General features: G+C 71.2%; 22 protein-coding genes and 1 tRNA gene. 8 read left to right on the forward strand and 15 right to left on the reverse strand.

Annotated features, from left to right (window positions below):
- Window positions 1-52 precede the first annotated feature (52 nt).
- The gene (locus ACNAW0_RS03380) at window positions 53-574 is read right to left on the reverse strand and encodes a DinB family protein (RefSeq protein ID WP_416286196.1); all 522 of its coding nucleotides are present in this window, start codon (window positions 572-574) and stop codon (window positions 53-55) included.
- A gap of 82 nt (window positions 575-656) precedes the next feature.
- Between ACNAW0_RS03380 and ACNAW0_RS03385 the strand changes: the two genes are divergently transcribed.
- Entirely contained in the window at window positions 657-866 is a 210-nt protein-coding gene (locus ACNAW0_RS03385; RefSeq protein ID WP_416286197.1) for a hypothetical protein, read from the forward strand.
- Window positions 867-873: 7 nt separating this feature from the next.
- Here ACNAW0_RS03385 and ACNAW0_RS03390 read toward each other — a convergent pair whose 3' ends face one another.
- On the reverse strand, window positions 874-2,037 hold the full coding sequence (locus ACNAW0_RS03390; RefSeq protein ID WP_416286198.1) for a polysaccharide pyruvyl transferase family protein: 1,164 nt from the start codon (window positions 2,035-2,037) through the stop codon (window positions 874-876).
- A gap of 70 nt (window positions 2,038-2,107) precedes the next feature.
- Window positions 2,108-2,683, reverse strand: coding sequence for a TetR/AcrR family transcriptional regulator (locus ACNAW0_RS03395; protein WP_416286199.1), 576 nt, complete (start codon window positions 2,681-2,683; stop codon window positions 2,108-2,110).
- Between the two features lie 90 nt (window positions 2,684-2,773).
- Here ACNAW0_RS03395 and ACNAW0_RS03400 point away from each other — a divergent pair, with 90 nt between their 5' ends.
- Window positions 2,774-3,349 (forward strand): dihydrofolate reductase family protein, encoded by a 576-nt coding sequence (locus ACNAW0_RS03400; protein WP_416286200.1) that lies wholly within the window; start codon window positions 2,774-2,776, stop codon window positions 3,347-3,349.
- A 41-nt stretch (window positions 3,350-3,390) separates the two neighbouring features.
- The gene (locus ACNAW0_RS03405) at window positions 3,391-4,326 is read left to right on the forward strand and encodes an aminoglycoside phosphotransferase family protein (protein ID WP_416286201.1); all 936 of its coding nucleotides are present in this window, start codon (window positions 3,391-3,393) and stop codon (window positions 4,324-4,326) included.
- Window positions 4,327-4,405: 79 nt separating this feature from the next.
- On the opposite strand, the gene ACNAW0_RS03410 is transcribed toward ACNAW0_RS03405, so the two are convergent.
- The 5 genes from ACNAW0_RS03410 to ACNAW0_RS03430 form a co-directional block, all read right to left on the reverse strand.
- Window positions 4,406-5,203, reverse strand: a complete 798-nt coding sequence (locus ACNAW0_RS03410) for an alpha/beta fold hydrolase (protein WP_416286202.1) — start codon at window positions 5,201-5,203, stop codon at window positions 4,406-4,408.
- Between the two features lie 114 nt (window positions 5,204-5,317).
- Window positions 5,318-5,824, reverse strand: a complete 507-nt coding sequence (locus tag ACNAW0_RS03415) for a GNAT family N-acetyltransferase (protein ID WP_416286203.1) — start codon at window positions 5,822-5,824, stop codon at window positions 5,318-5,320.
- A 221-nt stretch (window positions 5,825-6,045) separates the two neighbouring features.
- Window positions 6,046-7,524: an NCS2 family permease gene (locus ACNAW0_RS03420; RefSeq protein WP_416286204.1), complete on the reverse strand. Its 1,479-nt coding sequence runs from the start codon at window positions 7,522-7,524 to the stop codon at window positions 6,046-6,048.
- Window positions 7,525-7,821: 297 nt separating this feature from the next.
- The gene (locus ACNAW0_RS03425) at window positions 7,822-7,971 is read right to left on the reverse strand and encodes a hypothetical protein (protein ID WP_416286205.1); all 150 of its coding nucleotides are present in this window, start codon (window positions 7,969-7,971) and stop codon (window positions 7,822-7,824) included.
- A gap of 158 nt (window positions 7,972-8,129) precedes the next feature.
- On the reverse strand, window positions 8,130-8,300 hold the full coding sequence (locus tag ACNAW0_RS03430; protein ID WP_416286206.1) for a M23 family metallopeptidase: 171 nt from the start codon (window positions 8,298-8,300) through the stop codon (window positions 8,130-8,132).
- Window positions 8,301-9,488: 1,188 nt separating this feature from the next.
- On the opposite strand from ACNAW0_RS03430, the gene ACNAW0_RS03435 reads away from it, so the two are divergent.
- Window positions 9,489-10,751 (forward strand): phospholipase D-like domain-containing protein, encoded by a 1,263-nt coding sequence (locus ACNAW0_RS03435; RefSeq protein WP_416286207.1) that lies wholly within the window; start codon window positions 9,489-9,491, stop codon window positions 10,749-10,751.
- A 217-nt stretch (window positions 10,752-10,968) separates the two neighbouring features.
- A complete protein-coding gene (locus ACNAW0_RS03440) occupies window positions 10,969-11,421 on the forward strand; it encodes a DUF3592 domain-containing protein (RefSeq protein WP_416286208.1) in 453 nt (150 codons plus the stop codon).
- Between the two features lie 145 nt (window positions 11,422-11,566).
- On the opposite strand, the gene ACNAW0_RS03445 is transcribed toward ACNAW0_RS03440, so the two are convergent.
- The 5 genes from ACNAW0_RS03445 to ACNAW0_RS03465 form a co-directional block, all read right to left on the reverse strand.
- Window positions 11,567-11,638, reverse strand: a tRNA-Val gene (locus ACNAW0_RS03445).
- 83 nt (window positions 11,639-11,721) lie between these two features.
- Window positions 11,722-12,189, reverse strand: coding sequence for a peroxiredoxin (locus ACNAW0_RS03450; protein ID WP_416286209.1), 468 nt, complete (start codon window positions 12,187-12,189; stop codon window positions 11,722-11,724).
- 79 nt (window positions 12,190-12,268) lie between these two features.
- A complete protein-coding gene (locus ACNAW0_RS03455) occupies window positions 12,269-12,706 on the reverse strand; it encodes a DUF3052 domain-containing protein (RefSeq protein WP_416286210.1) in 438 nt (145 codons plus the stop codon).
- A 110-nt stretch (window positions 12,707-12,816) separates the two neighbouring features.
- Window positions 12,817-15,450, reverse strand: a complete 2,634-nt coding sequence (locus ACNAW0_RS03460; protein ID WP_416286211.1) for a transketolase C-terminal domain-containing protein — start codon at window positions 15,448-15,450, stop codon at window positions 12,817-12,819.
- Between the two features lie 51 nt (window positions 15,451-15,501).
- Window positions 15,502-15,984 carry a MarR family winged helix-turn-helix transcriptional regulator gene (locus tag ACNAW0_RS03465; RefSeq protein WP_416286212.1) on the reverse strand — a complete coding sequence of 161 codons (483 nt, stop codon included), beginning with the start codon at window positions 15,982-15,984 and terminating at the stop codon, window positions 15,502-15,504.
- 93 nt (window positions 15,985-16,077) lie between these two features.
- Between ACNAW0_RS03465 and ACNAW0_RS03470 the strand changes: the two genes are divergently transcribed.
- Window positions 16,078-16,665, forward strand: a complete 588-nt coding sequence (locus ACNAW0_RS03470) for an NADPH-dependent FMN reductase (protein WP_416286213.1) — start codon at window positions 16,078-16,080, stop codon at window positions 16,663-16,665.
- Window positions 16,666-16,773: 108 nt separating this feature from the next.
- On the opposite strand, the gene ACNAW0_RS03475 is transcribed toward ACNAW0_RS03470, so the two are convergent.
- Window positions 16,774-17,178 (reverse strand): YjbQ family protein, encoded by a 405-nt coding sequence (locus ACNAW0_RS03475; protein WP_416286214.1) that lies wholly within the window; start codon window positions 17,176-17,178, stop codon window positions 16,774-16,776.
- A gap of 175 nt (window positions 17,179-17,353) precedes the next feature.
- On the opposite strand from ACNAW0_RS03475, the gene aceE reads away from it, so the two are divergent.
- A complete protein-coding gene (gene aceE / locus ACNAW0_RS03480; protein ID WP_416286215.1) occupies window positions 17,354-20,098 on the forward strand; it encodes a pyruvate dehydrogenase (acetyl-transferring), homodimeric type in 2,745 nt (914 codons plus the stop codon).
- Window positions 20,099-20,339: 241 nt separating this feature from the next.
- Here the strand turns inward: aceE and ACNAW0_RS03485 are convergent, their stop codons facing one another.
- Entirely contained in the window at window positions 20,340-20,786 is a 447-nt protein-coding gene (locus ACNAW0_RS03485; protein ID WP_416286216.1) for an SRPBCC family protein, read from the reverse strand.
- 392 nt (window positions 20,787-21,178) lie between these two features.
- On the opposite strand from ACNAW0_RS03485, the gene gltX reads away from it, so the two are divergent.
- Complete coding sequence (gene gltX / locus ACNAW0_RS03490; protein ID WP_416286217.1) at window positions 21,179-22,588, forward strand: glutamate--tRNA ligase; 1,410 nt, start codon at window positions 21,179-21,181, stop codon at window positions 22,586-22,588.
- Window positions 22,589-22,627: the final 39 nt, after the last annotated feature.

The raw sequence follows: 22,627 nt of genomic DNA on the forward strand, positions 1-22,627 counted from the left end.
GGCCTGCTGCCCGGGACTGACGCCGGTCAGAGCGCCCCGCGACTGACGCCGGTCAGAGCGCCCCGGTCTCGCCGTCGGTCAGCTCGCGGAGGATGTCGGCGTGCCCGGCGTGCCGGGCGGTCTCCTCGATCAGGTGGACCAGCACCCAGCGCAGCGACACCTCACCGAGCTGCGGGTGCGGCACCACGTGGTCCAGGTCGAACCGCGCGGCGATCGCCCGGGACCGGGCGCAGGCCGCCTCGTACACCGCCGTGAGGGTCTCGACGGTGTCGGCGGGGTCGAGGGTGAAGCTCGCCTCGGCCTCCGCCTCCGAGGTGATGTAGACGTCGCCCGGCTCGGGAGCGAACAGTCGGGCCAGCCAGTTCTGCTCCACCAGGGCCAGGTGTTTGAGCAGGCCGGCGAGGGTGGTGAGGGACGGCACCAAGCGTTGGCTCGCGTCCGCGTCGGAGAGGCCACGCACCTTGCGCAGCACGATGGCCCGGTGGAAGTCGAGGAACGATTCGAGTACGGCCCGCTCGTCGCCCGTGCGGGCAAGGACCGGACCGAGCGTGGGGTCGATCGTCACGTCCGCCATTCCCGGACCCTAGTCCGAGGACGGCCGGCCCGCTGCCCCGCTATCGGCTGCGGGCCGGCGATCTCGAGGGCAGGATGGGCGCATGGCTTCCACGGCGCAGATCCCCCTGGTGGGTGGCACGGCCGACGGCGAAACGGTCACCGTCGAGCTGGACAGCAACGGTCGTCCGCCGCTGACCCACCACCACCTCGGCGCGGAGGGGCTGGCCGAGGCACAGATCTACGAGCTGGAGTCGGACGACCACCGGGGCGGCCGGCCCTGGATCTACACCTGGCGCGGTCCGGCGGTCTGAACCGGCCTCAGTGGGGGACCTGCACCTCGGCGGCCCGGACCAGGGACCGCGACCGGATGCTGTCCAGCACGCCCCGGGTGACCTGGGAGGTGGCCCGCGCCTGGTCGCACGCCTCGGCCACCAGCCGGGCGGTCTCCTCGGCCCGCGCCTCCCGCTCGTCCCACAGCCGGTCCACCTCGGCCAGCAGCGGGCCCTCCACCTCGCGTTCCACCCCCCGCAGCGCCGGCACCCCGAGCCGCTGTGCCAGGTCGAAGACCTTGCCGGCGTACGGCAGGGGCAGGAACGGCGTACCGACCATGGCGGCGAAGATCAGGAAGTGCAGCCGCATGCCGACCGCCAGGTCGAAGTGGCGCATCAGGCCGAGAATCTGCCGGGGTGTGTAGTCGCCATTCAGGACCCGGCCCCGATCGGCGGTGGTCATGTGTGACATCACCCCGTGCGAGTGCCGGATGTCGTCGCGTTCCATCGGGACGAAGAGCACGTACGCGTCGATCCGGTGCACCAGGAAGTCGCCGATCTGGGCGAGCAGCCGGTGGTAGCCGTCGACGTCGAGGCGCTCCGCGGCCCGGCCCGGCTCGCGCACGCTCAGCCCGATCAGCCGTCTGCCCGCCGGGACGCCCTCCTCGCGCAACCAGCTTTCCGGGAAGTCGTCGGGTTCGAGCAGGAACGCGGGGTCGGCGGTGACGGTGATCGGGTTCAGCAGGCCGGCCTCCTCCAGCACCATCCGGGACTCCTGGTCCCGTACGGTCACCTCGGTCGCCCCGGCCAGGGTCTCCCGCACCATCCCGGTGTCCACGGTGTCGCTGAGCGGACCGACGCCGACCGCGTACGTGAGCAGCGGCAGCCCGCGTTCCTGGGCGACCCGGACAACCCGCAGGTAACGGCGGGCCTCGCGGTTGTAGAGGATGCCGCCGCCACCCAGGATGAGCAGGTCGAGGTCGGCCAGGATCAGCGACGAGTCGGCCCGGCTGACCCCCTCCCAGGGCACCGCTTCCACGTCCGGGTGGGCCAGCGCGGTGTGCGCCGGGTTCCGGGAGAAGACGATGATCCGGGCATTCGGTTCCAGGCGCCGCAGGTCGGACAGGAGACCGGTGAGGATCGCCTCGTCGCCGAGGTTGCGGCCGCCGTACGAACCGAGCACGCCGATGGTCAGTCCGGCGCCATCCGTCATCCGCTGCCCCTCCCCAGGTGCGTTCTGGGCCGGATTCCCGCTGCGCTGACGGACATACCTGGGGTAGCGGTCAGCCGCCCCCGCCGACCAGCCGGGAGACCAGGGCGGAAACCACCTGGTCGATGTCGAACCCGGCGTCGATCGAGGTGGTCAGCTGGTCGAGCAGAAGCCCGTCCACCGCGTAGTGCAGCAGGGACACCTCGAACGCGCCGCCGGGCAGCCCGGCCGCGACGTGGAAGGCGACGTTGTCGGCGTACCCGCGGCGGAGCACGTCGCCGAGGGCCTGACGTAGCTCGGGCCGTCGGGACGCCTCCAGCCGCAGCTCGAACAGCGCCCGGGTGAGGTCCGGCTCGCGGGTGGTCCGCTCGACGACGTAGCGCAGATATTCGGTCACCAGGGCGATGGACGGTTCGCGCCGGCCGAGGTCGGCCAGGACCGCCGCGTCGGGCGCCATCCGCTCGAAGATCCGCTCGGCGAGCGCGGCGAGCAGCGCGGCCCGGGACGGAAAGTAGTTGGAGGCGGTCCCGGTCGGCACGCCGGCCTCGGCGTCGACCGCCCGGTGGGTGAGCCCCCGCGGGCCGGACGCGGCGAGCACGCGGAGCCCGGCGTCGGCGAGAAGCTTGCGTCGTTCCGGATTCCTGGCCACGGAGAAACCCTAGCAATAACCACGACAGGTGTTGTAGATTCGATCTGACCACGACAGCCGTCGTGGTTTTGCCCGAACCTCGGAGCTGATTTGCGCAAGCTCGTGTACTACGTCGCCAGCACCCTCGACGGCTTCATCGCCGCCCCCGACGGGTCCTACGACTTCTTCCCGCTGGAGCCGGACGTGGTGGCCCACCTGGTCGCCGAATGGCCCCAGACCTTCCCCACGTTCGCCCATCCCCAGCTCGGCATCGAGTCGCCCACGGGCCGTTTCGACGCGCTGGTGATGGGGCGGGGCACCTACGACCCGGCGCTGAAAGCCGGCGTCACCAGCCCGTACGCCCACCTGAAGCAGTACGTCTTCTCCCGGTCGCTGCCGCCGTCCGACGATCCGCAGGTGGAGATCGTCGACAGCGACCCGGTGGCCTTCGTCCGGGGGCTCAAGCGGCAGCCGGGCGGGGACATCTGGCTCTGCGGTGGCGGGCAGCTCGCCGGCCAGCTCCTCGACGAGGTGGACGAACTGGTGGTCAAGCTGAACCCGATCGTGGTCGGCAGCGGCATCCCGCTGACCGACCGGGGCTTTGCCCCGCACCGGTTCACCCTGGTCGAGGCGCGTCCCTTCGACAGTGGGCTCGTCCTCCTCCGCTACACCGTCCCGGCCCGGTAATCGGATTGCCCCGGGCAGGCTCCTCGCCGCACGGTGGACCGGTGACGAGCGCGACGAAGAGCCGGATCCGCTGGAGCGACCTGCCGGGCCCGGTCCGGGCCGCGGTCGAGGAGATCCTCGGTGACCGGGTGGTGGAGGCCGTCTCGCAGCAGGGCGGCTTCTCCCCCGGCACCGCCGACCGGGTACGCACCGCCGGCGGCCGGCGAGCCTTCGTCAAGGCGGTCAGCCCGGCGCAGAACGACCGCAGCCCCCGGCTGCACCGCACGGAGGCGCTGATCGCCGCCGCGCTGCCGCCGACCGTGCCCGCACCCCGGCTGCTCGGCAGCTACGACGACGGTGACTGGGTGGCGCTGGTCTTCACCGACGTCGAGGGCCGGCACCCGGTGACCCCCTGGGACGCCGGCGAGCTGACCGCCGTGCTGTCCACCCTGGAGACGATGGCCGACGCGCTCACGCCGGCGTCGATCGCGGCGGCGCCCACGGCGGCCGAGCAGCTCGCCGCGGACTTCGCCGGCTGGCGGCGGATCGCCGCGGACCCGCCGGCCGACCTGGACCCGTGGGCCCGGACCCGGCTGCCCGAGCTGCGCGCCGCCGCCGACCGGGGCCTGGCAGCACTGGCCGGCGCGACACTGTGCCACCTGGATATCCGCGCCGACAACCTGCTGATCGGCCCGGACGGCACGGTCAGCGTGGTGGACTGGCCGTGGGCCTGCCGGGGGCCCGCCTGGCTGGACAGCCTGATGATCCTGGTCAACGTCCAGGTGTACGGCGGGCACGACCCCGAGGCGCTGCTGCGCGACCTGCCGCTCGCCGCCGGGGTGGACCCGGCCGACCTGACCGGCGTGCTGGCCGGGTTCACCGGGTTCTTCCTCGACGGATCCCGCCTCCCGGCACCGCCCGGCATCCCCACCGTACGGGCGTTCCAGCGCACCCAGGGCGACGCCCTGCTGCGCTGGCTCGTCCGCCGGCTCCCCTGACCACCCGCTACGGGATCACGATCGTTGGCGGCCCAGCTGCTGTCTTCCCGGACAATTTTCGTCAGGCCCGACGGGGGCATCAGGCCGGTGCGCGGACCTCGTGGGTGAGGAACGGCAGGGCGGCGGCGGGCAGCGCCGGTGACGCGACGACGTCGTAGTGGGTCAGCCCGGGCAGCACGGCCAGCCGGGACGCCGGGCGGTCGGCGCCGTCCGGGCCGGGGTCCCGGTGCCCGCCGCCGAGCAGCCCGAAGAACTCCGCCATGTGGCTGACCGGGATCGAGTCGGCGTCGGCATAGACCAGCAGCACCGGCAGGGCGAGGGCCGCCACCTCGGCGGACCAGTCGTACTCGCGGCGTAGCAGCTCACCGGTCTTCGCCCAGAGTGCCGGCCAGTCCTGCGGGCGCGGCGCCACCCGCTCGTACAGCTCGTGGGGCGGGGTGCCGCGCATCTGCTCGGCCACCCGCTCGTCCTGGGCCGCCATCGCGGCCAGCACCTCCGGGTACCAGCCACCCTGCCGGAACGGGGTGGAGACCAGCACCAGGCGGCGGACCCGGTCAGGATGCTGGATCGCGGTACGCAGGGCCACCCCGCCGCCGAGCGAGTAGCCCAACACGTCGGCCTCGGGCAGGTCGAGGTGGCGCAGCAGCGCGTCGACATCGTCGGCCATCGACTCGTACCGCAGCGGGCGGTCGACGTCGGCGGTGCGGCCGTGGCCCTGGAGGTCGACCGCGATCACCTGCCGGCGGGCGGCGAGCGCGGGCAGGATCGGGGTGAACATCTCGGCCGACCCGTACCCGCCGTGCAGCAGCATCAGCGGCCGGCCGGGCCCGTGGACCTCGTACCAGAGACGTACCCCGTTGACGTCGGCGTAGCTCATATCCCTCCCGTCGCTCCGCGTACCCGTACAACGAGGACGGCGGCTCCTCGCGTCTTCGGGTGCGTTTGTTGTCGCGGGGCGACAACAAACGCACCCGAAGCTGTCGGGCCGGTGCTACTCGGCGACGTACCGGTGCAGCGGGCCCTCGTCGCTGTCGACGACGCCGTCCCGGCGCAGGCCGGCCTTCTCCAGCACGCGGACGGACGGCACGTTGGCCGGGTTCACCGTGGCGAAGACCTCCGTCACCCCGGGCACGGTGCGGGCGAAGGCGACGAGCGCCCGCGCGGCTTCAGTGGTGTAGCCCCGGCAGCGCCGGGACGGGACGACCCCGTAGCCGAACTCGACCGACCCGTCGGCGGGCGGCCAGAACAGGGGAAGTTTCAGGCCGATGGCACCGACCACCAGGCCGGTCTCCCGCTCGATCATCAGGCGGTGGCCGTGCGGCGCGTCGGGCTTCCGGCTGATCAGGCCGGCGATCATGCGGTCGCCCTCGGCGGGGAAGTCGGCCGCCCAGTGCGGCTGGCGTTCACCGGCGACGACGGCGGCGGCCTCCTCGGCCGGCCAGGGCCGCAGCACCAGCCGGTCGGTGGTCAGGTCGATGGAGGGAAGGACAGAAGACACGCGATTCTCCAAGGTCGTGGAGTGACCCGGGTCGCGGTCGGTCAGTCAGCGCGCGACCCGGAAAAGGGCATGGCAGAGGAAGCTCATGGCGTGCATGGCCTCATCTCCCCTGCGCCCACGACGGTCGCGTGTCCGCGCGACGGCACTCTAACCGATGATCCGGATACGCCGCGCCCCCGCTGCCTCGGGCCGCGGGCAGCGGGGGCGTGACGAGAGCCCGGTCAGCTGACGCCGGTGACGGCCTTGACCAGGTTGATGCCGAAGTAGACCACGAACGCGGCGGAGACCGCCCACATCAGCGGGTGGATCTGCCGGGCCTTGCCCTGCGCCACCCGGATCGCCACCCAGCTCACGAAGCCGGCGCCGATGCCGTTGGTGATCGAGTAGGTGAACGGCATGAGGGTCATGGTCAGGAACGCCGGGACCGCGATGCCCACGTCGGTGAAGTCGATGTCCTTAACCTGCCGGATCATCAGCGCGCCGACGACGACGAGAGCCGGGCCGGCGGCCTCGCTCGGCACCAGCGTCACCAGCGGGGTGAGCAGCAGCGCGCCGAGGAAGAGCACGCCGGTGACCACGCTGGTCAGGCCAGTACGCCCACCGTCCGCGATGCCCGAGGACGACTCGACGTACGTGGTGGCCGAGGAGGCGCTGCCCGCGCCACCGGCGACCGCGGCGACACCGTCGACGAAGAGCACCTTGCCCAGCCGGGGCATGTCGGTGCCGTCCGCGTTGGTCAGGCCGGCCTGCTTGGCCAGGCCGACGGTCGTGCCCATCACGTCGAAGAAGTCGGCGAGGACCAGGGTGAACACCAGCAGCAGGGCGGTCATCAGGCCGACGTGCGCGAACGCGCCGAACGACACGTTGCCGAGCAGGTGCAGGTCGGGTGCCTTGATCAGCGGGTCCGGCAGGGCCGGAATGTTGAGCCGCCACCCGCCCGGGTTGGGCTTGCCGTCGGGGAGGAAGGCCCCGCCGGGCTTGGCGAAGGCGTTGACGACCACCGCGAGGACGGTGGTGGCCACGATGCCGATCAGGACGCCGGCCTTCACCTTGCGGGCAACCAGGATGCCGGTCGCCAGCAGGCCGACCAGGAAGATCACCGTGGGCCAGCCGCGCAGGGTGCCGTCACCGCCGAGCTGCACCGGCACACCGGTGCCGGCCCGGACGAGACCGCCGTCGACGAAGCCGATCAGCGCGATGAACAGGCCGATACCGGCCGCGATGGCCGCCTTCAGCTCGGCCGGGATGGCCCGGAAGACGGCCTTCCGGAAGCCGGTCAGCACCAGCACGGTGATGATCAGACCCTCGATGACGACCAGGCCCATCGCCTCGGCCCAGGTCATCTGGGAGGCGACGGCGTACGCGACGAAGGCGTTGAGACCAAGCCCGGTCGCCACACCGAACGGCACCCGGCCGACGATCCCCATCATGATCGTCATTACCGCCGCGACCAGGGCGGTGACCCCGGCGACCGGCGCGAGGCCGAGCAGGTTGCCGTCCTTGTCCGGCGCGGTCCCGATGATCAGCGGGTTGAGCACGACGATGTACGCCATCGTCGCGAAGGTGGTGATTCCGGCGAGCACCTCGCGCTTGACCGTCGAGCCCCGGCGGGTGATCTCGAAGAAGCGGTCGAGGCGGTCGCGCTCGGCGGGTACCGCCGACTCGACCGGGGCAGCGGGTTCCTGCAGAGTCACGCTCATGGCGTGGACTTACTCCGTTCCGGGTTGGCCCGCCGGACGCACCGGTCGGGCGGTGGGGGTTGCAGTCGTCCCGATTCGGTTGGCCCGGAGAACGTCGGGACGGCTGGGCTCCACGGATCCCGTGAAGCACTACAAAGCCGCACCCCGATCGGGAAGCGACTTCGCGCCTTCACTTTAACCGCGGGTAACGGCGGATGAGCTGCCCCTACGCGTACGCCCCGAGGCGGGGTGGGCAAGGTCACGCCCGGGACCGGCCAGCACAGGGCCTGCCACCCGCTGGAGGGGGTGGCGCCTCCCCTACGTCCGTCCGGTACCGGCCAACGGGAATCGGCGCAGCACGGTCCAGGCATCGGCGGTGGTCTCGGTGAACAGCACCTCCCGGACCAGGAACTCCGACCGCAGGTGCCGGTTGGCGAGCGCGACGCGGCACTCCTCGCCTCGACCCACGAGGACTCCCCGCACCCCTCTTCGCATCGCCAGCACCCCGCCTAGCCGGCCCGCCCGCTCGGCCCGTCAACCGGGTGGGTGAGCGTCGCCACGATGTCACCGTTGTCCGGCACGCCGGTCCGCACCAACTCTTCGGCACCGTCGCGACGACGGACGCGTTAGTCGCGGAAGACAATCGGTACGCCGACTGCCCGGAATGGGTCGACGTCGTCCATGACCTGAACGTGCACGTGGGGCTGGGTCGAGTTCCCCGAGTTGCCGCACCGGCCCAGCGGCTGACCGGCGGCCACCAGCTCGCCCGGCCGCACCGCCACCGTGCCGCACCGCATGTGCGCCACCCACCAGGTACGGCCCGCCGTCGCCCAGTTCGAGGATCACGTGGTTACCGGCCAGCCCCCGAGCACCCTGCCGGGCCCTCGACGCCTGGGTCACCGCGTACGGTATTCGGGCCAGGGGCGAACGCCGGGCCACCAGGTCCGGCACGCCGTCCTGGGCCGACACGACCCGGCCGCCGGCGGGTGCGACGATCGGCTGGTCGAAGGCGTAGAACCGGTCCACCGGTTCGACCGACAGGAGGCTGCGCCAATCCCGCACCGGCGCCGTCCGTCCGCCGCGCACCGCGACGAAGTCGATGGCGTGGCTCGCGCCGAAGGCATGGGTGCCGTGACTCGGCACCCGACGGGCCGGACTGTTCTCGATGATCCAGGTCCCCTGGAACGGCAGCCGCAGCACCACTGGCCGCATCGATCCGGAGCGGTCACGACTCATCACGGGCTCCACCGATGTTCGGGCATGTCCCCCACGATGCCCGGCCCGGGCAACTCGCGTCGCTGCCCTGTCGCACCGGGCTTGCCCCGCCCCGAGCCCCGTCTGGGCTGGAGGAGCAGGTGCTCCATCCATCGCCTGTGACAACCGCGGTGGTGGTGGGCGCGGCAGGTTTCGAACCTGCGACCCCTCGCTTGTAAGGTCCGTGAGTCGCTGTATGGGCTAGTCCGGGCAGAGCCGCCAGCAGGATGCGGCACAGGTTATCGGCCTTCGCCGACCCCATGCGAACTGAGGCGAACGAGACGACGACTGAGACGGACCGGCCGGCGGCCGCCAGTGCTCAGGTGACGGCGCGCTGCTGCACCGGCTCGCCTTCGAGCTGCATCGGCGCACCGAGGAGCGGGACGAGGCACGCGACGAGAACCGGCGCATCAAGCGGGCCCTGCGCAGCTGGCAGTCGGCCGAGGCGGCACGCCGACTCGCTCGCTGACCCTCCCCTCGCGTACCACAGCGTCGGTGCGGTCGTCACCTTCCTGGCCACCATATCCGCTGGTCACGAGGGTTGCCACAGCAGGTCTGCCTCTGGTTTGCTACGAATTCTTCGAGTTCAGCGTGACTCCTGACAACGGATCAGGACGACGTGCGGGTCGGCTGGTGCCCGGCTTCGACGCCGGGGTGTCACATTGATGGACTTCTTGGTATCTCCATCTTGGTCGGCAGGTCCCGCAACCTCACTCGCTCCGGGAGGACTCGTGTCCCTACGCAGCGTCGTATCGTCGCTGGCTGCCTCCGTGTGCCTGCTGGCCGCGGGATTATCCGCCGTAGCGGAGCCCGCGCTGGCGGTATCCACCACCGCCGTTTTCAACAACCCGGTCGGCACGGCCGCGGAGAAGGCGGCGATCCAGACGCGGATCGTCGAGTTGATCGACGGGGCGCCGGCGGGCTCCCGGATCCGAATGGCGATGTTCTACGCGAGCGACGCCACCGTGCCCAACGCCCTGATCGCGGCGAAGAACCGGGGGGTGAACGTCCAGGTCATCTTCAACGACCACGACCCCGCCACGGCGCCGTACGCCTCCCTGGTGGCGGCGCTCGGCACCGATCTCAGCACGTCGTCGTGGATCATGTTCTGCCCGGCGGGTCGCGGTTGTGTCGGCGACCGGGTGCTGAGCGGCGTGGGGTCGATCAACCACAACAAGTTCTTCCTGTTCTCCAGCACCCAGGGCGCCGCCGACGTGGTGGTCCAGTCGACGGCCAACCTGCACACCGGCCGGGACGGATTCGGCGGGTGGAACGCCGCACTCGTGCTGGTGGGGAACACGGACATCTACAACGCCTACAGCGGCTACTTCGACGATCTCAAGGCTCGCGTGGTCGACAACAACTACTACGACACCGGGCGGCCCGCGGTGACCTCCGGCAACGCGAAGATCCACTTCTATCCGCGGCAGGAGAGCAACGGACAGCCGTACAACGACCCGCGTGAAGACACGATCATGACGGCGCTGAACAACGTCGCCTGCTTCGGCAACTCCGTGGTGGGCACCCAGGACGGCACCCATCGCACCATCATCCGGGTCAACCAGGCCATCTTCAGCCGCACCTACATCGCGTCGAAGCTGTGGGAGCTGGACAATGCGGGCTGCGACGTCGAGGTGGTGCAGCGGTACGACCCGGGCAGCGGCTCCGAAGTCACCGCGATGAAGAACCTCCTCGCCGCCACCAGCAGCGGCTACGGCGGGCCGGTCATCAAGTACTACTGCATTGGCGACAGCGTCTGGACCCACAGCAAGTACCTACAGGTCGAAGGCAACTACTACGGCGGCGCGGACCGGACGATCACCTGGGTCGGCAGTCACAACTTCAGCTACAACTCGCTCCGTCAGTCCGACGAGACGCTGCTGCAGCTCGAGGACGCCACCGTCTTCAGCGCCTTCCGGACCAACTTCCGCACCGTCCGCGACGCCCCGGGGATCAGGTCCGTCGCCAACGGCGGTACGGCGACCTGCCCCTGACGAAGCGGCCGGGCCGGCCGGACCACGTTCCCTGTTGGTCCGGCCGGCCTGGGCGGCCCGCAAAGCGGGCCGCGCCGGCCCGGCCGGCCACGAGCCCGTCTTCCGCCGCTGCCTCGAGCTCTGCGCTTGTATCAGGGGGGTGACACAAGTCGTGGAAGTGGCAGGAGATGGCGCGGCGAGGCGGTGGCGCTCCACGCCCAGGCCACCCCGACCGTCAATGCGTCGTCCTACGGTGCCCAGCCGAAGGAGCCCACGACATAGCGCGCCATACGCCAACACGAAAGAGTGGGCTGGCGTCGCCTGCGCCACCGTCGCCGGGCTGGCGTTCGTGTTCATCGCGCTCCAGATGTACTACGGCCATTGGATCCTGCAGGAACGTGGACTGGTCGCCACGGGCGACATCGTGGCAGTTTCTTACGGCAAGAGCGGTCCTGACGCAGCGGTTCGGTTCACCACCGCCGACGGAAAGACCGTCCAGGCCCACGTGTCCAACCCGGGCGATGAAACCGAGGTCAAGGTGGGCGCGCGGATGCAAATCCGGTACGACCCGAAGGACCCGACCGGCCGGGTGGAAGACGCGAACGGCGGCGCGGGCGCCTTTTGGTCGCTGGGTCTCGGCGGAGTCGCACTCCTGGTCGGCGCCGCCTATTTCGCCACCCGCGTCGCTTGAGTAACGGCGAGCCTGGCACCACAGCTCATCGAGGGCATCGCTGGACAGGTCGCCGGGCTGCTCAGGAAGGCGGATTGAGACGACAAAAACTGAGACGGGTAGGCCGCCGCTCATCCGGCGGCCGCTTCCCGTGCTGGTCAGGATGTGGGCGCGGCAGGTTTCGAACCTGCGACCCCTCGCTTGTAAGGCGAGTGCTCTCCCACTGAGCTACGCGCCCGGAACGCCCGTACGGCGGGCCGGAGGTTCCGGCAAGCTTACCTGCCGGCCTCCGGCCCGGTGCACCGGCGTGCCTGGGTGGGATCAGGCGGCGGTGACCTCGGTCAGGGCCTTGCGCCAGCCCTGCTGGTCCCGGGGCTCGCCGGGCATGTTCATCTCGGCGAACCGGACCACGCCGGCCTTGTCGATCACAAAGGTGCCCCGGTTGGCGATGCCCGCGACGTCGTTGAAGACGCCGTACGCCTGGGCCACCGCGCCGTGCGGCCAGAAGTCGGCCAGCATCGGGAACTGGTAGCCCTCCCGGTCGGCCCAGATCTTGTGGGCGTACGCCGAGTCGACGCTGACGGTCAGCACCTGGACGTTGTCGTTGACGTACTCGTCGAGGTTGTCCCGCACCTCGCACAGCTCACCCTGGCAGATGCCGGTGAACGCGAGCGGGTAGAACACCAGCAGCACGGCCCGCTTGCCGCGGAAGTCGGAGAGCCGGACCTCCTGGTTGTTCTGGTCCTTTAGGACGAAGTCCGGCGCCTCGGCGCCAACCTCGATGAGCATGCGTACTCCTTGGGTCGAGTCTGGAGACGATCAGCGTGCCACACCCGGCGACGTAGCGCCGCCGGGTGGCGTACGGCGGCTATTTCCTGGACTTCGAACCGCGCCGGAGCACGAGGCGGGCGCCGCTCCAGTCCCGGCCCGCGTTGACCGTGGAGGTCTGCTGGAGGCCGGCGGTCTGCCCGCTCTCCGCGACCTCGCTCGGCTCGACGTGGCCTTCCCGGCCGGCCTTGGGCGTCAGCAGCCAGACCACCCCGTTGTCGGCCAGCGGCCCGAGGGCGTCGACGAGGAGCTCGAAGAGGTCGCCGTCGCCATCGCGATACCAGACGAGAACCGCGTCGACGACTTCGTCGGTGTCCTCGTCCACCAGCTCCCCACAGCGGTCGGTCAGGGCGTCTCGGAGATCCTGGTCGACGTCATCGTCGTAGCCCATCTCCATGACGACCATCCCCGGTTCGATCCCGAACCGGTCCGCCAGGCTGCGTACCCCGTCGGCGGCCTGACCAGCGGTCGCGCTCACTGTCGCGTGCCTCCTCATCTCATCCCTGCTCGCGGCGTCGTTCGACGCCTTGCGCCAAGTCCACACAGTTGCGGCCCCCCGCGCAAGTGGCGCACCGGGTGGAACGGAATTTACCGTGCCAGCAACGTACGGGCACCCTGGGTAATGGCTTCCTCAGAGACCAGAACCTGACGCGCTGCCGGACCTAATGGTACAAAAGAGTCAAGCCCGGCCACTCTTCGTGCCGCGCCGACGTATCCGCCGTCCACCAGCGCGGCGATCACTCCCTCGCCCACCCCGCCCGACCGGCGGGTCTCGTCCACGACCAGCACCCGCCCGGTGGCCGACGCCTCCCGGACGATGTCGGCGACGGGTAGCGGGGCGAGCCAGCGCAGATCCACCACGCGGGTGCCGATGCCCTCGTCGGCGAGGGTGGCCGCGGCCCGCAGCGACATCCGTACCCCGTTACCGAAGGTGATGATCGTGACGTCCTCGGCCGAGCCGACCCCGTACACCCGGGCGCGGCCGATCGGCACGTGGCGCGCGGCCCACGCGCCCGGCTCGGCGTACTCGCCCAGCCACTCGCCGTCGCCGTCGGAGTAGAGGTCGCGGGTGTGGTAGAGGGCGATCGGCTCCAGGAATGCGCAGACGCTCCCGTCCACGGCCGCGGCGGCCAGGCAGGTCCGGAGCATCGGCGCGGCGTCGTCCGGCCGTGCCGGCACCGCGATCACCAGCCCCGGCACGTCCCGGAGTACGGCCACCGAGTTGTCGTTGTGGAAGTGCCCGCCGAACCCTTCCTGGTACGCCAGCCCGGCCACCCGGACCACCAGCGGGTTGCGGAACGCCCCCCGGGAGAAGAACCGCATGGTCGCGGCCTCGCCCCTGAGCTGGTCCTCGGCGTTGTGCAGGTACGCCAGGTACTGGATCTCGGGCACCGGCAGCATCCCGGCGACGCCGGCGCCCAGCCCGAGCCCGAGAATCGAGGTCTCGTCGAGCAGCGTGTCGAAGACCCGGGCCGTCCCAAACCTGTCCCGCAGCCCCTTGGTCACCCCGTACACCCCGCCCTTGGCGGCGACGTCCTCGCCGAACACGGCCATCCCCGGATGGTCCAGCATCCCGTCGGCGAGCGCCGCGTTGATGCTCTGCGCCAGGGTCAGCGGCCCGGCCAGCTCCGGCGGCTTGCCCCCGAACACCTCGGCCCGGGCAGCCGCGTTCGGCCCCGCCGCGCGGCCCGCCGCGTCGGCCACCGCCTGGGAGATCCGGACCGGCCGGCGCGGGGCCAGCTCCGCCACCACCTCGGCCGGGGACGCCAGCTTCGGCTCGCCGAGCACCTCCTCGGCGATCCGGCGGACCTGCCAGCCGCGCTCGTCGTACCGGGCCAGCAGTTCCTCGCCGGTGGCGTAGCCGGCCGCCACCAGCAGCCGCGCCGTGGCCAGCAACGGGTCCCGCGCGAGGTCCGCGCCGATCTCGGCCGGGCTCCGGTACGCGGTCTCCGCGTCGGCCCCGGCGTGGCCCATCAGCCGTACGGTGCTCAGGTGCAGCACGGCCGGCCGCCGGTGCCGGCGCACCCAGGCCACCGCCTGCTCCGCCACCCGGTACGCCTCGACCGGATCGGTGCCGTCGGCGGCGAAGTACCGGATCCCGGGCTTGGCGCGCAGGGTCGCCTCGACCCAGCCCTGCGGCGAGCGCACGCTGATGCCGAGCCCGTTGTCCTCGCAGACGAACAGGACCGGGATACGCAGTCCGGTGTGGTCGTACCAGCCGGCGGTGTTGAACGCGGCCGTGGCGGTGGCGTGGTTGACCGATGCGTCCCCGAACGAGCAGACCACGATCGCGTCCGGCGGCCACGGCGAGCCGCTGCCCGCGTCGCCGCCGGCCTCGGGCACCGTCCCACCGGGCCGCCGGTCGCCGCCGACCCGGCGCAGCCGTTCCAGGGCGAGCCCCATACCCACCGCCCGGGGCAGGTGGGACGCGATGGTGGAGGTGGTCGGGATGACCGCGAGGTCAGCGCGGCCGAACACCTTGTGCCGGCCCCCGGCGATCGGCTCCCACGCCGAGGCGACCATGCCGCGCAGCACGTCCCGCGCCGCCTGCGCGTACCCGTCACCGGGGTCCGGCACGGGCAGGGCAGGCAGGGCAGGCACGCCGGCCTCGGCCGCGGCGGATGCCTCCGCGGCCACCCCAGCCTCGGCGGCACCGGCGGTCTCCCCGGCCACCCCGGCGTCGGCGGCGACACCCGCGGTCTCCTCGGCGTCAGCCTTGCCGGCCGGGTCCGGTGCCGGGTGGTCGGGGCCGGCGGCTTCCGCCCCGCCCCCGTCCTGCGCCTCGGGTTCGGTGTCGTCGGAATCGTCGGCGCCGGCCGCGCCGTCGTGCGAAGGCGCGGCCGGCCCTTCGCGGGGCGGCGCGGCCGGGAAGTCCTCCGCCGCCTGCGCGGCCCGGACGCAGTAGAAGGCCCCGGAGCGGTAGTGCAACAGGGCGGGATCGGTCGGCCGTAGCGCGGCGGCCACCGCGGCGTTGCCCTCATGGCCCGCCGAGCCGATCGTGTAGTAGCCCTCCCCGAAGCCGCGCAGCCACCGGCCGGCGAGGTCGAGCAGCCGGCTGGTCACCTGTGCGTCGAAGAGGGCCAGCGCCTGCGCCCCGGTCAGCGGCCCGCCGTCGGGCAGCGGCTCACCCAGGTCACGGCGCTGGGCAGGGCCGCCGATCGCGCCCAGAGCCGCCCGGAACCGGTCGTCGAGATCTTGCGGGGTGGTCACGTCGGACAGCATTACCGACGAAGGGGCACCTCGCCCACCCGGACACGTTCCGCCCCGCCGGGATCAGGCGTCCCCGCACTGCTCCGGGCAGCCGCCGTCGGAGACCTTCCAGACCAGCTCGCGCAGGGTGGCCAGCTCCGCGGTGGTGAGCCCGCCGAGGAGTCGGGAGTCCGACATCAGCCGGCCCACCCGGTCTCGTACGCGCCGGCCGGCGTCGGTCACCACGAGCGTCTTCTGCCGCCGATCGGCCGGGTCGACCCGCCGCTCCACCAGCCCGGCCTGCTCCAGCTTGTCGACCAGGGCGGTGACGTTGGACCGGTCGCAGCCCAACTGCTCGGCCAGGTCGCGGCCGGGCAGCGGCCGGTCGGGGTCGAGCTCGTACAGGGCCCGGGCGGCGGCCGGGGTGAGCCCCAGGGCGGCGATCTCCTCGTCCTGGTAGTGCCGCATCGCGGAGGCGATGTGCAGGATCCGGCGCACGGTGTCCCCCGCCAGGCCGGAACGGCCGCCCTCGGCGGGGCCAGCGGTGGGAACGGAGGACTGCGCCATACCTCACATCGTACTTGCCAGCCAATAATGGAGGTGCTCAACTATTGACCGGCTCACGCAAATCGCGTCGAGCGCCGAAACTGGAGGCGCACCATGTCCGAATTCTCCGTCCTGGCCCTCTCCGGCAGCCTGCGCGAGGCGTCGTTCAACACCGCCCTCGTTCGCGCGGCGCAGCGGCTCGCCCCGGCCGGCATGACCATCGACCAGTACGCCGGCCTCGGCGCCATCCCGCCGTTCAACGAGGACGTCGGGCCGACCCCGCCGGCCGCCGTAGTGGACCTGCGGGAGCGGATCGCCACCGCGGACGCCCTGCTCATCGCCACTCCCGAGTACAACTACGGGGTTCCCGGCGTACTCAAGAACGCGCTCGACTGGGCCTCCCGGCCGAGCTTCCCGATCACCTCGTGGGTCTCCCCGCTCGCTCACAAGCCGATCGCCATCGTCGGCGCCGCCCCGACCGGGATGGGCACCGTCCGCGCCCAGCTCCAGCTCCGCCAGCTCTTCCTCTGGACCGACTCCGCCGTGGTCACCAAGCCCGAGATCATCGTGACCAACGCGCACGAGAAGCTCACCCAGGACGGCGGCGTCAAGGACGAGACCACCGAGACCCTCCTCCGCACCCTCCTCGACGCCCTGGCCACCAAGATCCGCGTCACCCAGCTGGCCGTCGCCACCGCCTGATCCCGGGACCCACGCCGTTGATCATGAAGTTTGTTGCTCCGGCACGTGATGAAGTCGGAGCAGCAACTTCATGATCAACCGGGGCAGGGCGGGTCGGGGGTGCGGGCGTCAGGCCGGGAGGAAGGAGAGGCGGACCTGGCGGGTCGGGTTGTCACCGTTGGTGTCGACCAGGCAGAGGGACTGCCAGGTACCCAGCGCCAGCCGCCCGTCGAGCACCGGCAGGGTCGCGTACGGGGGGACGAACGCGGGCAGCACGTGGTCCCGGCCGTGCCCGGGTGAGCCGTGCCGGTGCCGCCAGCGGTCGTCGGCGGGGAGCAGGTCGTCGAGCGCGTGCAGCAGATCGGTGTCGGAGCCGGAGCCGGTCTCGATGATCGCCAGGCCGGCGGTGGCGTGCGGCACGAAGACGTGCAGCAGGCCGTCACCCTGCCCGGAGACGAACTGCTCGGCCTCGGCGGTGATGTCCCGGACGGCCGGCCGGGCCCCGGTCTGGACGGTGATCACATCGGTGCGCACACCCGAATTCTGGCCCGGCCGGCACCCGCTGTCAGCCCACGGCTCGATCCCGCGATGTTACTGGCCGGTACATGTGTTCAGCGTCGCGTCTGGGGCAGGGAGGCGTGACGAGACAAGCCACGAGGGGGCAGGATGGCGCTAGAGACCTATCCCACACAGAACCGAGGGAACGCCTGTGGCTACGGAACGCAAGCGCCCGGTGATCACCGCTGGTCTGCCGAGCCAGCTTCCGGACATCGACCCTGAAGAGACCAGCGAATGGGTCGAGTCGCTCGACGGTGTCATCGACGAACGCGGGACAAAACGTGCCCGCTACGTCATGTTGAGCCTGCTGGAGCGGGCCCGCGAGCGCCAGGTCGGGGTGCCGTCCCTGACCACCACCGACTACATCAACACCATCCCGCCGGAGCGCGAGCCGTGGTTCCCGGGTGACGAGCACATCGAGCGGCGGATCCGGGCGTACATCCGGTGGAACGCCGCCATGCTGGTGCACCGGGCGCAGCGCCCGGAGATCGGCGTGGGCGGCCACATCTCCACCTTCGCCAGCTCCGCGTCGCTCTACGAGGTGGGCTTCAACCACTTCTTCCGGGGCAAGGACCACCCGGGCGGTGGCGACCACATCTTCTACCAGGGCCATGCCTCCCCCGGCATGTACGCGCGGGCCTTCATGGAGGGCCGGCTCAGCGAGGACCAGCTCGACGGCTTCCGCCAGGAGCTGTCGCACCCGGGCGGTGGGCTGCCGTCATACCCGCACCCGCGGCTGATGCCGGACTTCTGGGAGTTCCCCACCGTCTCGATGGGTCTCGGGCCGATCAACGCGGTCTACCAGGCCCGGTTCAACCGCTACCTGCACCACCGGGGCATCAAGGACACCTCGCAGCAGCACGTCTGGGCGTTCCTCGGTGACGGCGAGATGGACGAGGTGGAGTCGCTCGGCGCGATCGGCGTGGCTGCCCGCGAGGAGCTGGACAACCTCACCTTCGTGATCAACTGCAACCTGCAGCGGCTGGACGGTCCGGTCCGGGGCAACGGCAAGGTCATGCAGGAGCTGGAGGCCTTCTTCCGGGGCGCCGGCTGGAACGTGATCAAGGTGGTCTGGGGCCGGGAGTGGGACCCGCTGCTCGCGGCGGACACCGACGGCGCCCTGGTCAACCTGATGAACACGACGCCCGACGGCGACTACCAGACCTACAAGGCGGAGTCCGGCGCGTACGTCCGGGAGCACTTCTTCGGCCGCGACCCGCGGACCCGCAAGATGGTCGAGCACCTCAGCGACGACGAGATCTGGAACCTCAAGCGGGGTGGCCACGACTACCACAAGCTCTACGCGGCGTACAAGGCGGCGATGGAGCACACCGGCCAGCCGACGGTGATCCTGGCCAAGACCATCAAGGGCTGGACGCTGGGCTCGCACTTCGAGGCCCGCAACGCCACGCACCAGATGAAGAAGCTGACGCTGGAGGATTTGAAGCTCTTCCGCGACCGGCTCTACCTGGACATCCCGGACAAGCAGCTGGAGGACAACCCCTACCTCCCGCCGTACTACCGCCCGGGTGCGAAGTCCGACGAGATCGAGTACCTGCACGAGCGGCGGAAGCAGCTCGGCGGCTACCTGCCGACCCGGCGGCCCAACGGCAAGGCCCTGCAGATCCCGGGCAGCGAGCGCTTCTCCGACGTCAAGCGCGGCTCGGGCAAGCAGAAGGTGGCCACCACGATGGCCTTCGTCCGCCTGCTCAAGGACGTGATGAAGGACAAGGAGTTCGGCAAGCGCTGGGTGCCGATCATCCCGGACGAGGCCCGTACCTTCGGCATGGACTCGCTCTTCCCGACCGCGAAGATCTACTCGCCGCACGGCCAGCGGTACACCTCTGTGGACCGGGATCTGTTCCTGTCCTACAAGGAGGCCACCGGCGGCCAGATCCTGCACGAGGGGATCAACGAGGCCGGCTCGGTCGCCTCGTTCACCGCGGCCGGCTCGTCGTACGCCACGCATGGCGAGCCGATGATCCCGATGTACATCTTCTACTCGATGTTCGGGTTCCAGCGGACCGCCGACGGGCTGTGGGCGGCGGCCGACCAGATGGCGCGGGGCTTCCTGCTCGGCGCGACCGCCGGCCGGACCACGCTCAACGGTGAGGGCCTCCAGCACGAGGACGGCCACTCGCTGCTGATCGCCGCCACCAACCCGGCGGTGGTCGCGTACGACCCGGCGTTCGCGTACGAGATCGCGCACATCGTGGAGAACGGCCTGCACCGGATGTACGGCGAGGCGCAGGAGAACATCTTCTACTACCTCACCATCTACAACGAGCCGATCTTCCAGCCGGCCGAGCCGCAGGGCGTGGACGTCGAGGGCATCCTCAAGGGCATCTACCGCTACTCTCCCGCGCCGCAGGTCGGCGGGGACGCGCCGAAGGCGAACATCCTCGCCTCCGGCACGGGCATGCAGTGGGCGCTGCGGGCGCAGCAGCTGCTCGCCGAGGACTGGGGAGTGGCCGCCGACGTGTGGTCGGTGACCTCCTGGACCGAGCTACGCCGGGACGCGGTGGAGTGCGAGGAGCACAACCTGCTCAACCCGGGCGCGGAGCAGCGGGTGCCGTACGTCCAGCGGAAGCTGGCCGACGCCGACGGGCCGAAGATCGCGGTCAGCGACTGGATGCGGGCGGTGCCGGACCTGATCGCCCGCTGGGTGCCGGGTGACTACACCTCGCTCGGCACCGACGGCTTCGGCATGTCGGACACCCGGCACGCCCTGCGCCGGCACTTCCACGTGGACGCCGAGTCGGTGACGGTCGCGGCGCTGCGCCAGCTCGCCCTCCGCAGCGTGGTGCCGGCCCATGTGCCGGCCGAGGCCGCCAAGAAGTACGCGCTGGAGGACGTCAACGCCGCCCCGGTCGGTGAGACCGGCGGCGACAGCTGACCCACCCGTGACGAAGGGGCCCGGCGCACTCGCGCCGGGCCCCTTCGCTTTTCCACCCGCTCGGCACCGTGCGAGCCGGCCGAACTGGACGTCACCGTCCAGAACCACTTCTTCATGGTGCTGGAGACGATCGCCGCGTTGCGGCAGGCCGGCTGACCGGGGGCGGAGTCGACGATGGTCCGGCGTTCCTGGCGGGAACGCCGGACCATCACCATCGCGGGCGACGCCGGGACCGGCTCGGTCAGCCGACGGCGGCCAGGTCGGTCAGCCGGGCCAGCGAGTCCTCCAGATCGGCGCCGACCCGACGCAGGCCGAGCCGGAGCAGAGCGGCCTTGACCGGCCCGGCGGGCCACCGTACGACGATGAGCCGCACGATCGTCCCGCCCTCCTCCTCGTCCGGCGTCAGCTGTACGTAGATCTCGGTGCGCGCCTCGGCCCGAGCCCCGGCACCCCTGGCCCGCTCGCGCCACCCGATCAGGGTCGGCTCCTGGTAGGCGATCACCTCGGCCTCGTGCGCCGCTCCGCGCCCGGCCTGGACCAGTTGTCGCCGGCCGAATCCCTCTCCCGAGAGGACCTCGGCCGCGCGGACCCCCGCCAGCCAGGCCGGCAGTTGCTCGGCCCGCTGTACGACGTCCCAGACCGCTTCCACCGGCGCCACCACATGCGCACTGCGTTCCACGAGGATCATTTTCTATCTTTCTCCCACTAAGGACATCCGCGATATTCCGCACTGTATGCGCAAATTCGGACTTACCTGGACGGGTTCGGAAAAGACACGCCGAAAACCCTTGCGCCATCGTCCGCACCGGACCTATGGCACAGCGCCGGACGGCCCCCAAAAGTCGCGGACACGCTTCGCGTTTCCCGAAGGCAGATGACGGCCGGGCCGATGGTCGAGGTCCGTCCATCTGGGACACCCTCGCCGGCACCCCGGGTCCGGCCCCACCGACGCTGCCACCAACCGGACATTCGGCGCGGAATGAGCACTCTCTCGGTGAAACTGCGCGGATCCTGGGCGGGGGCACTGCGCGGGTGGGGGGCGTGGGGAAATGGGGTGGCCCACGGCCGTAGGCTGGGGACGTGACGGTACGTGTACGCTTCGCCCCCTCCCCAACCGGTATGTTCCACGTCGGCGGCGCCCGCTCGGCCCTGCAGAACTGGATCTACGCCAAGCAGCAGGGCGGGGTGTTCGTGCTCCGCATCGAAGACACCGACGCGGCCCGCAACAAGCCGGAGTGGACCGAGGGCATCCTGTCGGCGCTGGACTGGATCGGCATCGCGCGGGGCAGCTACGAGGGCCCGTACTTCCAGTCGTCGTACGCCGGCGAGCACCGCGCCGCCGCGCAGCGGCTCTACGAGGGCGGTCGGGCGTACTACTGCGACTGCACCCGGGAGGACGTGCAGGCGCGGACCGGCTCCCAGTACGCCGGCTACGACGGGTTCTGCCGGGAGCGGGGGCTCGGGCCCGGCGAGGGGCGGGCGCTGCGCTTCCGTACGCCGGACGAGGGCGAGACCGTGGTGGTCGACCTGATCCGCGGCGAGCCGACCTTCGAGAACAAGCTGATCGAGGACTTCGTCATCGCCCGCGGCGACGGCTCGCCGGTCTTCCTGCTCGCCAACGTGGTCGACGACATGACCATGGGGATCACCCACGTGATCCGGGCCGAGGAGCACCTGCCCAACACCCCGAAGCAGCAGCTGCTCTGGGACGCGCTCGGGGTCAAGCCGCCGGTCTGGGCGCACGTGCCCGTGGTGGTGAACGAGAAGCGGCAGAAGCTGTCCAAGCGGCGGGACAAGGTCGCCCTGGAGGCGTACCGGGACGAGGGCTACCTCGCCGAGGCGATGCGCAACTACCTGATGCTGCTCGGCTGGGCGCCCTCCGGCGACCGGGAGATCGTGCCCTGGTCGGTGATCGAGGAGGAGTTCCGGCTGGAGGAGGTGAACCCCTCCCCCGCCTTCTTCGACGAGAAGAAGCTGCGCGCGTTCAACGGCGACTACATCCGGGCGCTGCCCGTCGAGGATTTCATCACGGAGTGCCAGCCGTGGCTGACCGGCACCGGCGCCATCGCCCCGCCGCCGTGGCAGCCGGAGGAGTTCGACCTGGCCGCGTTCGCCGCGGTGGCGCCGCTGGCGCAGACCCGGATCGCGGTGCTCAGCGAGATCGTGCCGAACGTGGACTTCCTCTTCCTGGCCGACCCGTTGATCGACGAGGCGGCCTGGGCGAAGGCGATGAAGGAGGGCGCGGCCGAGCTGCTGGACGCGGCGATCGCCGCGTTCGAGGGGCTGGAGTCCTGGGACGCCGAGTCGCTGAAGTCCACGCTGGAGGCGGTCGGTGCCGAGCGCGGTCTGAAGCTGGGCAAGGCGCAGGCCCCGGTCCGGGTCGCGGTCACCGGTCGTACCGTCGGCCTGCCGCTCTTCGAGTCCCTTGAGGTGCTCGGCCGCGAGCGCACCCTGACCCGGCTGCGCGCCGCCCGGGTACGCCTGGTCTGACGTCGGACACGCGGAAGGGGCCTGCCGGTCGACCGGCAG

Source organism: Micromonospora sp. SL1-18 (genome assembly GCF_047921505.1).
Taxonomy (GTDB): Bacteria; Actinomycetota; Actinomycetes; order Mycobacteriales; family Micromonosporaceae; genus Micromonospora.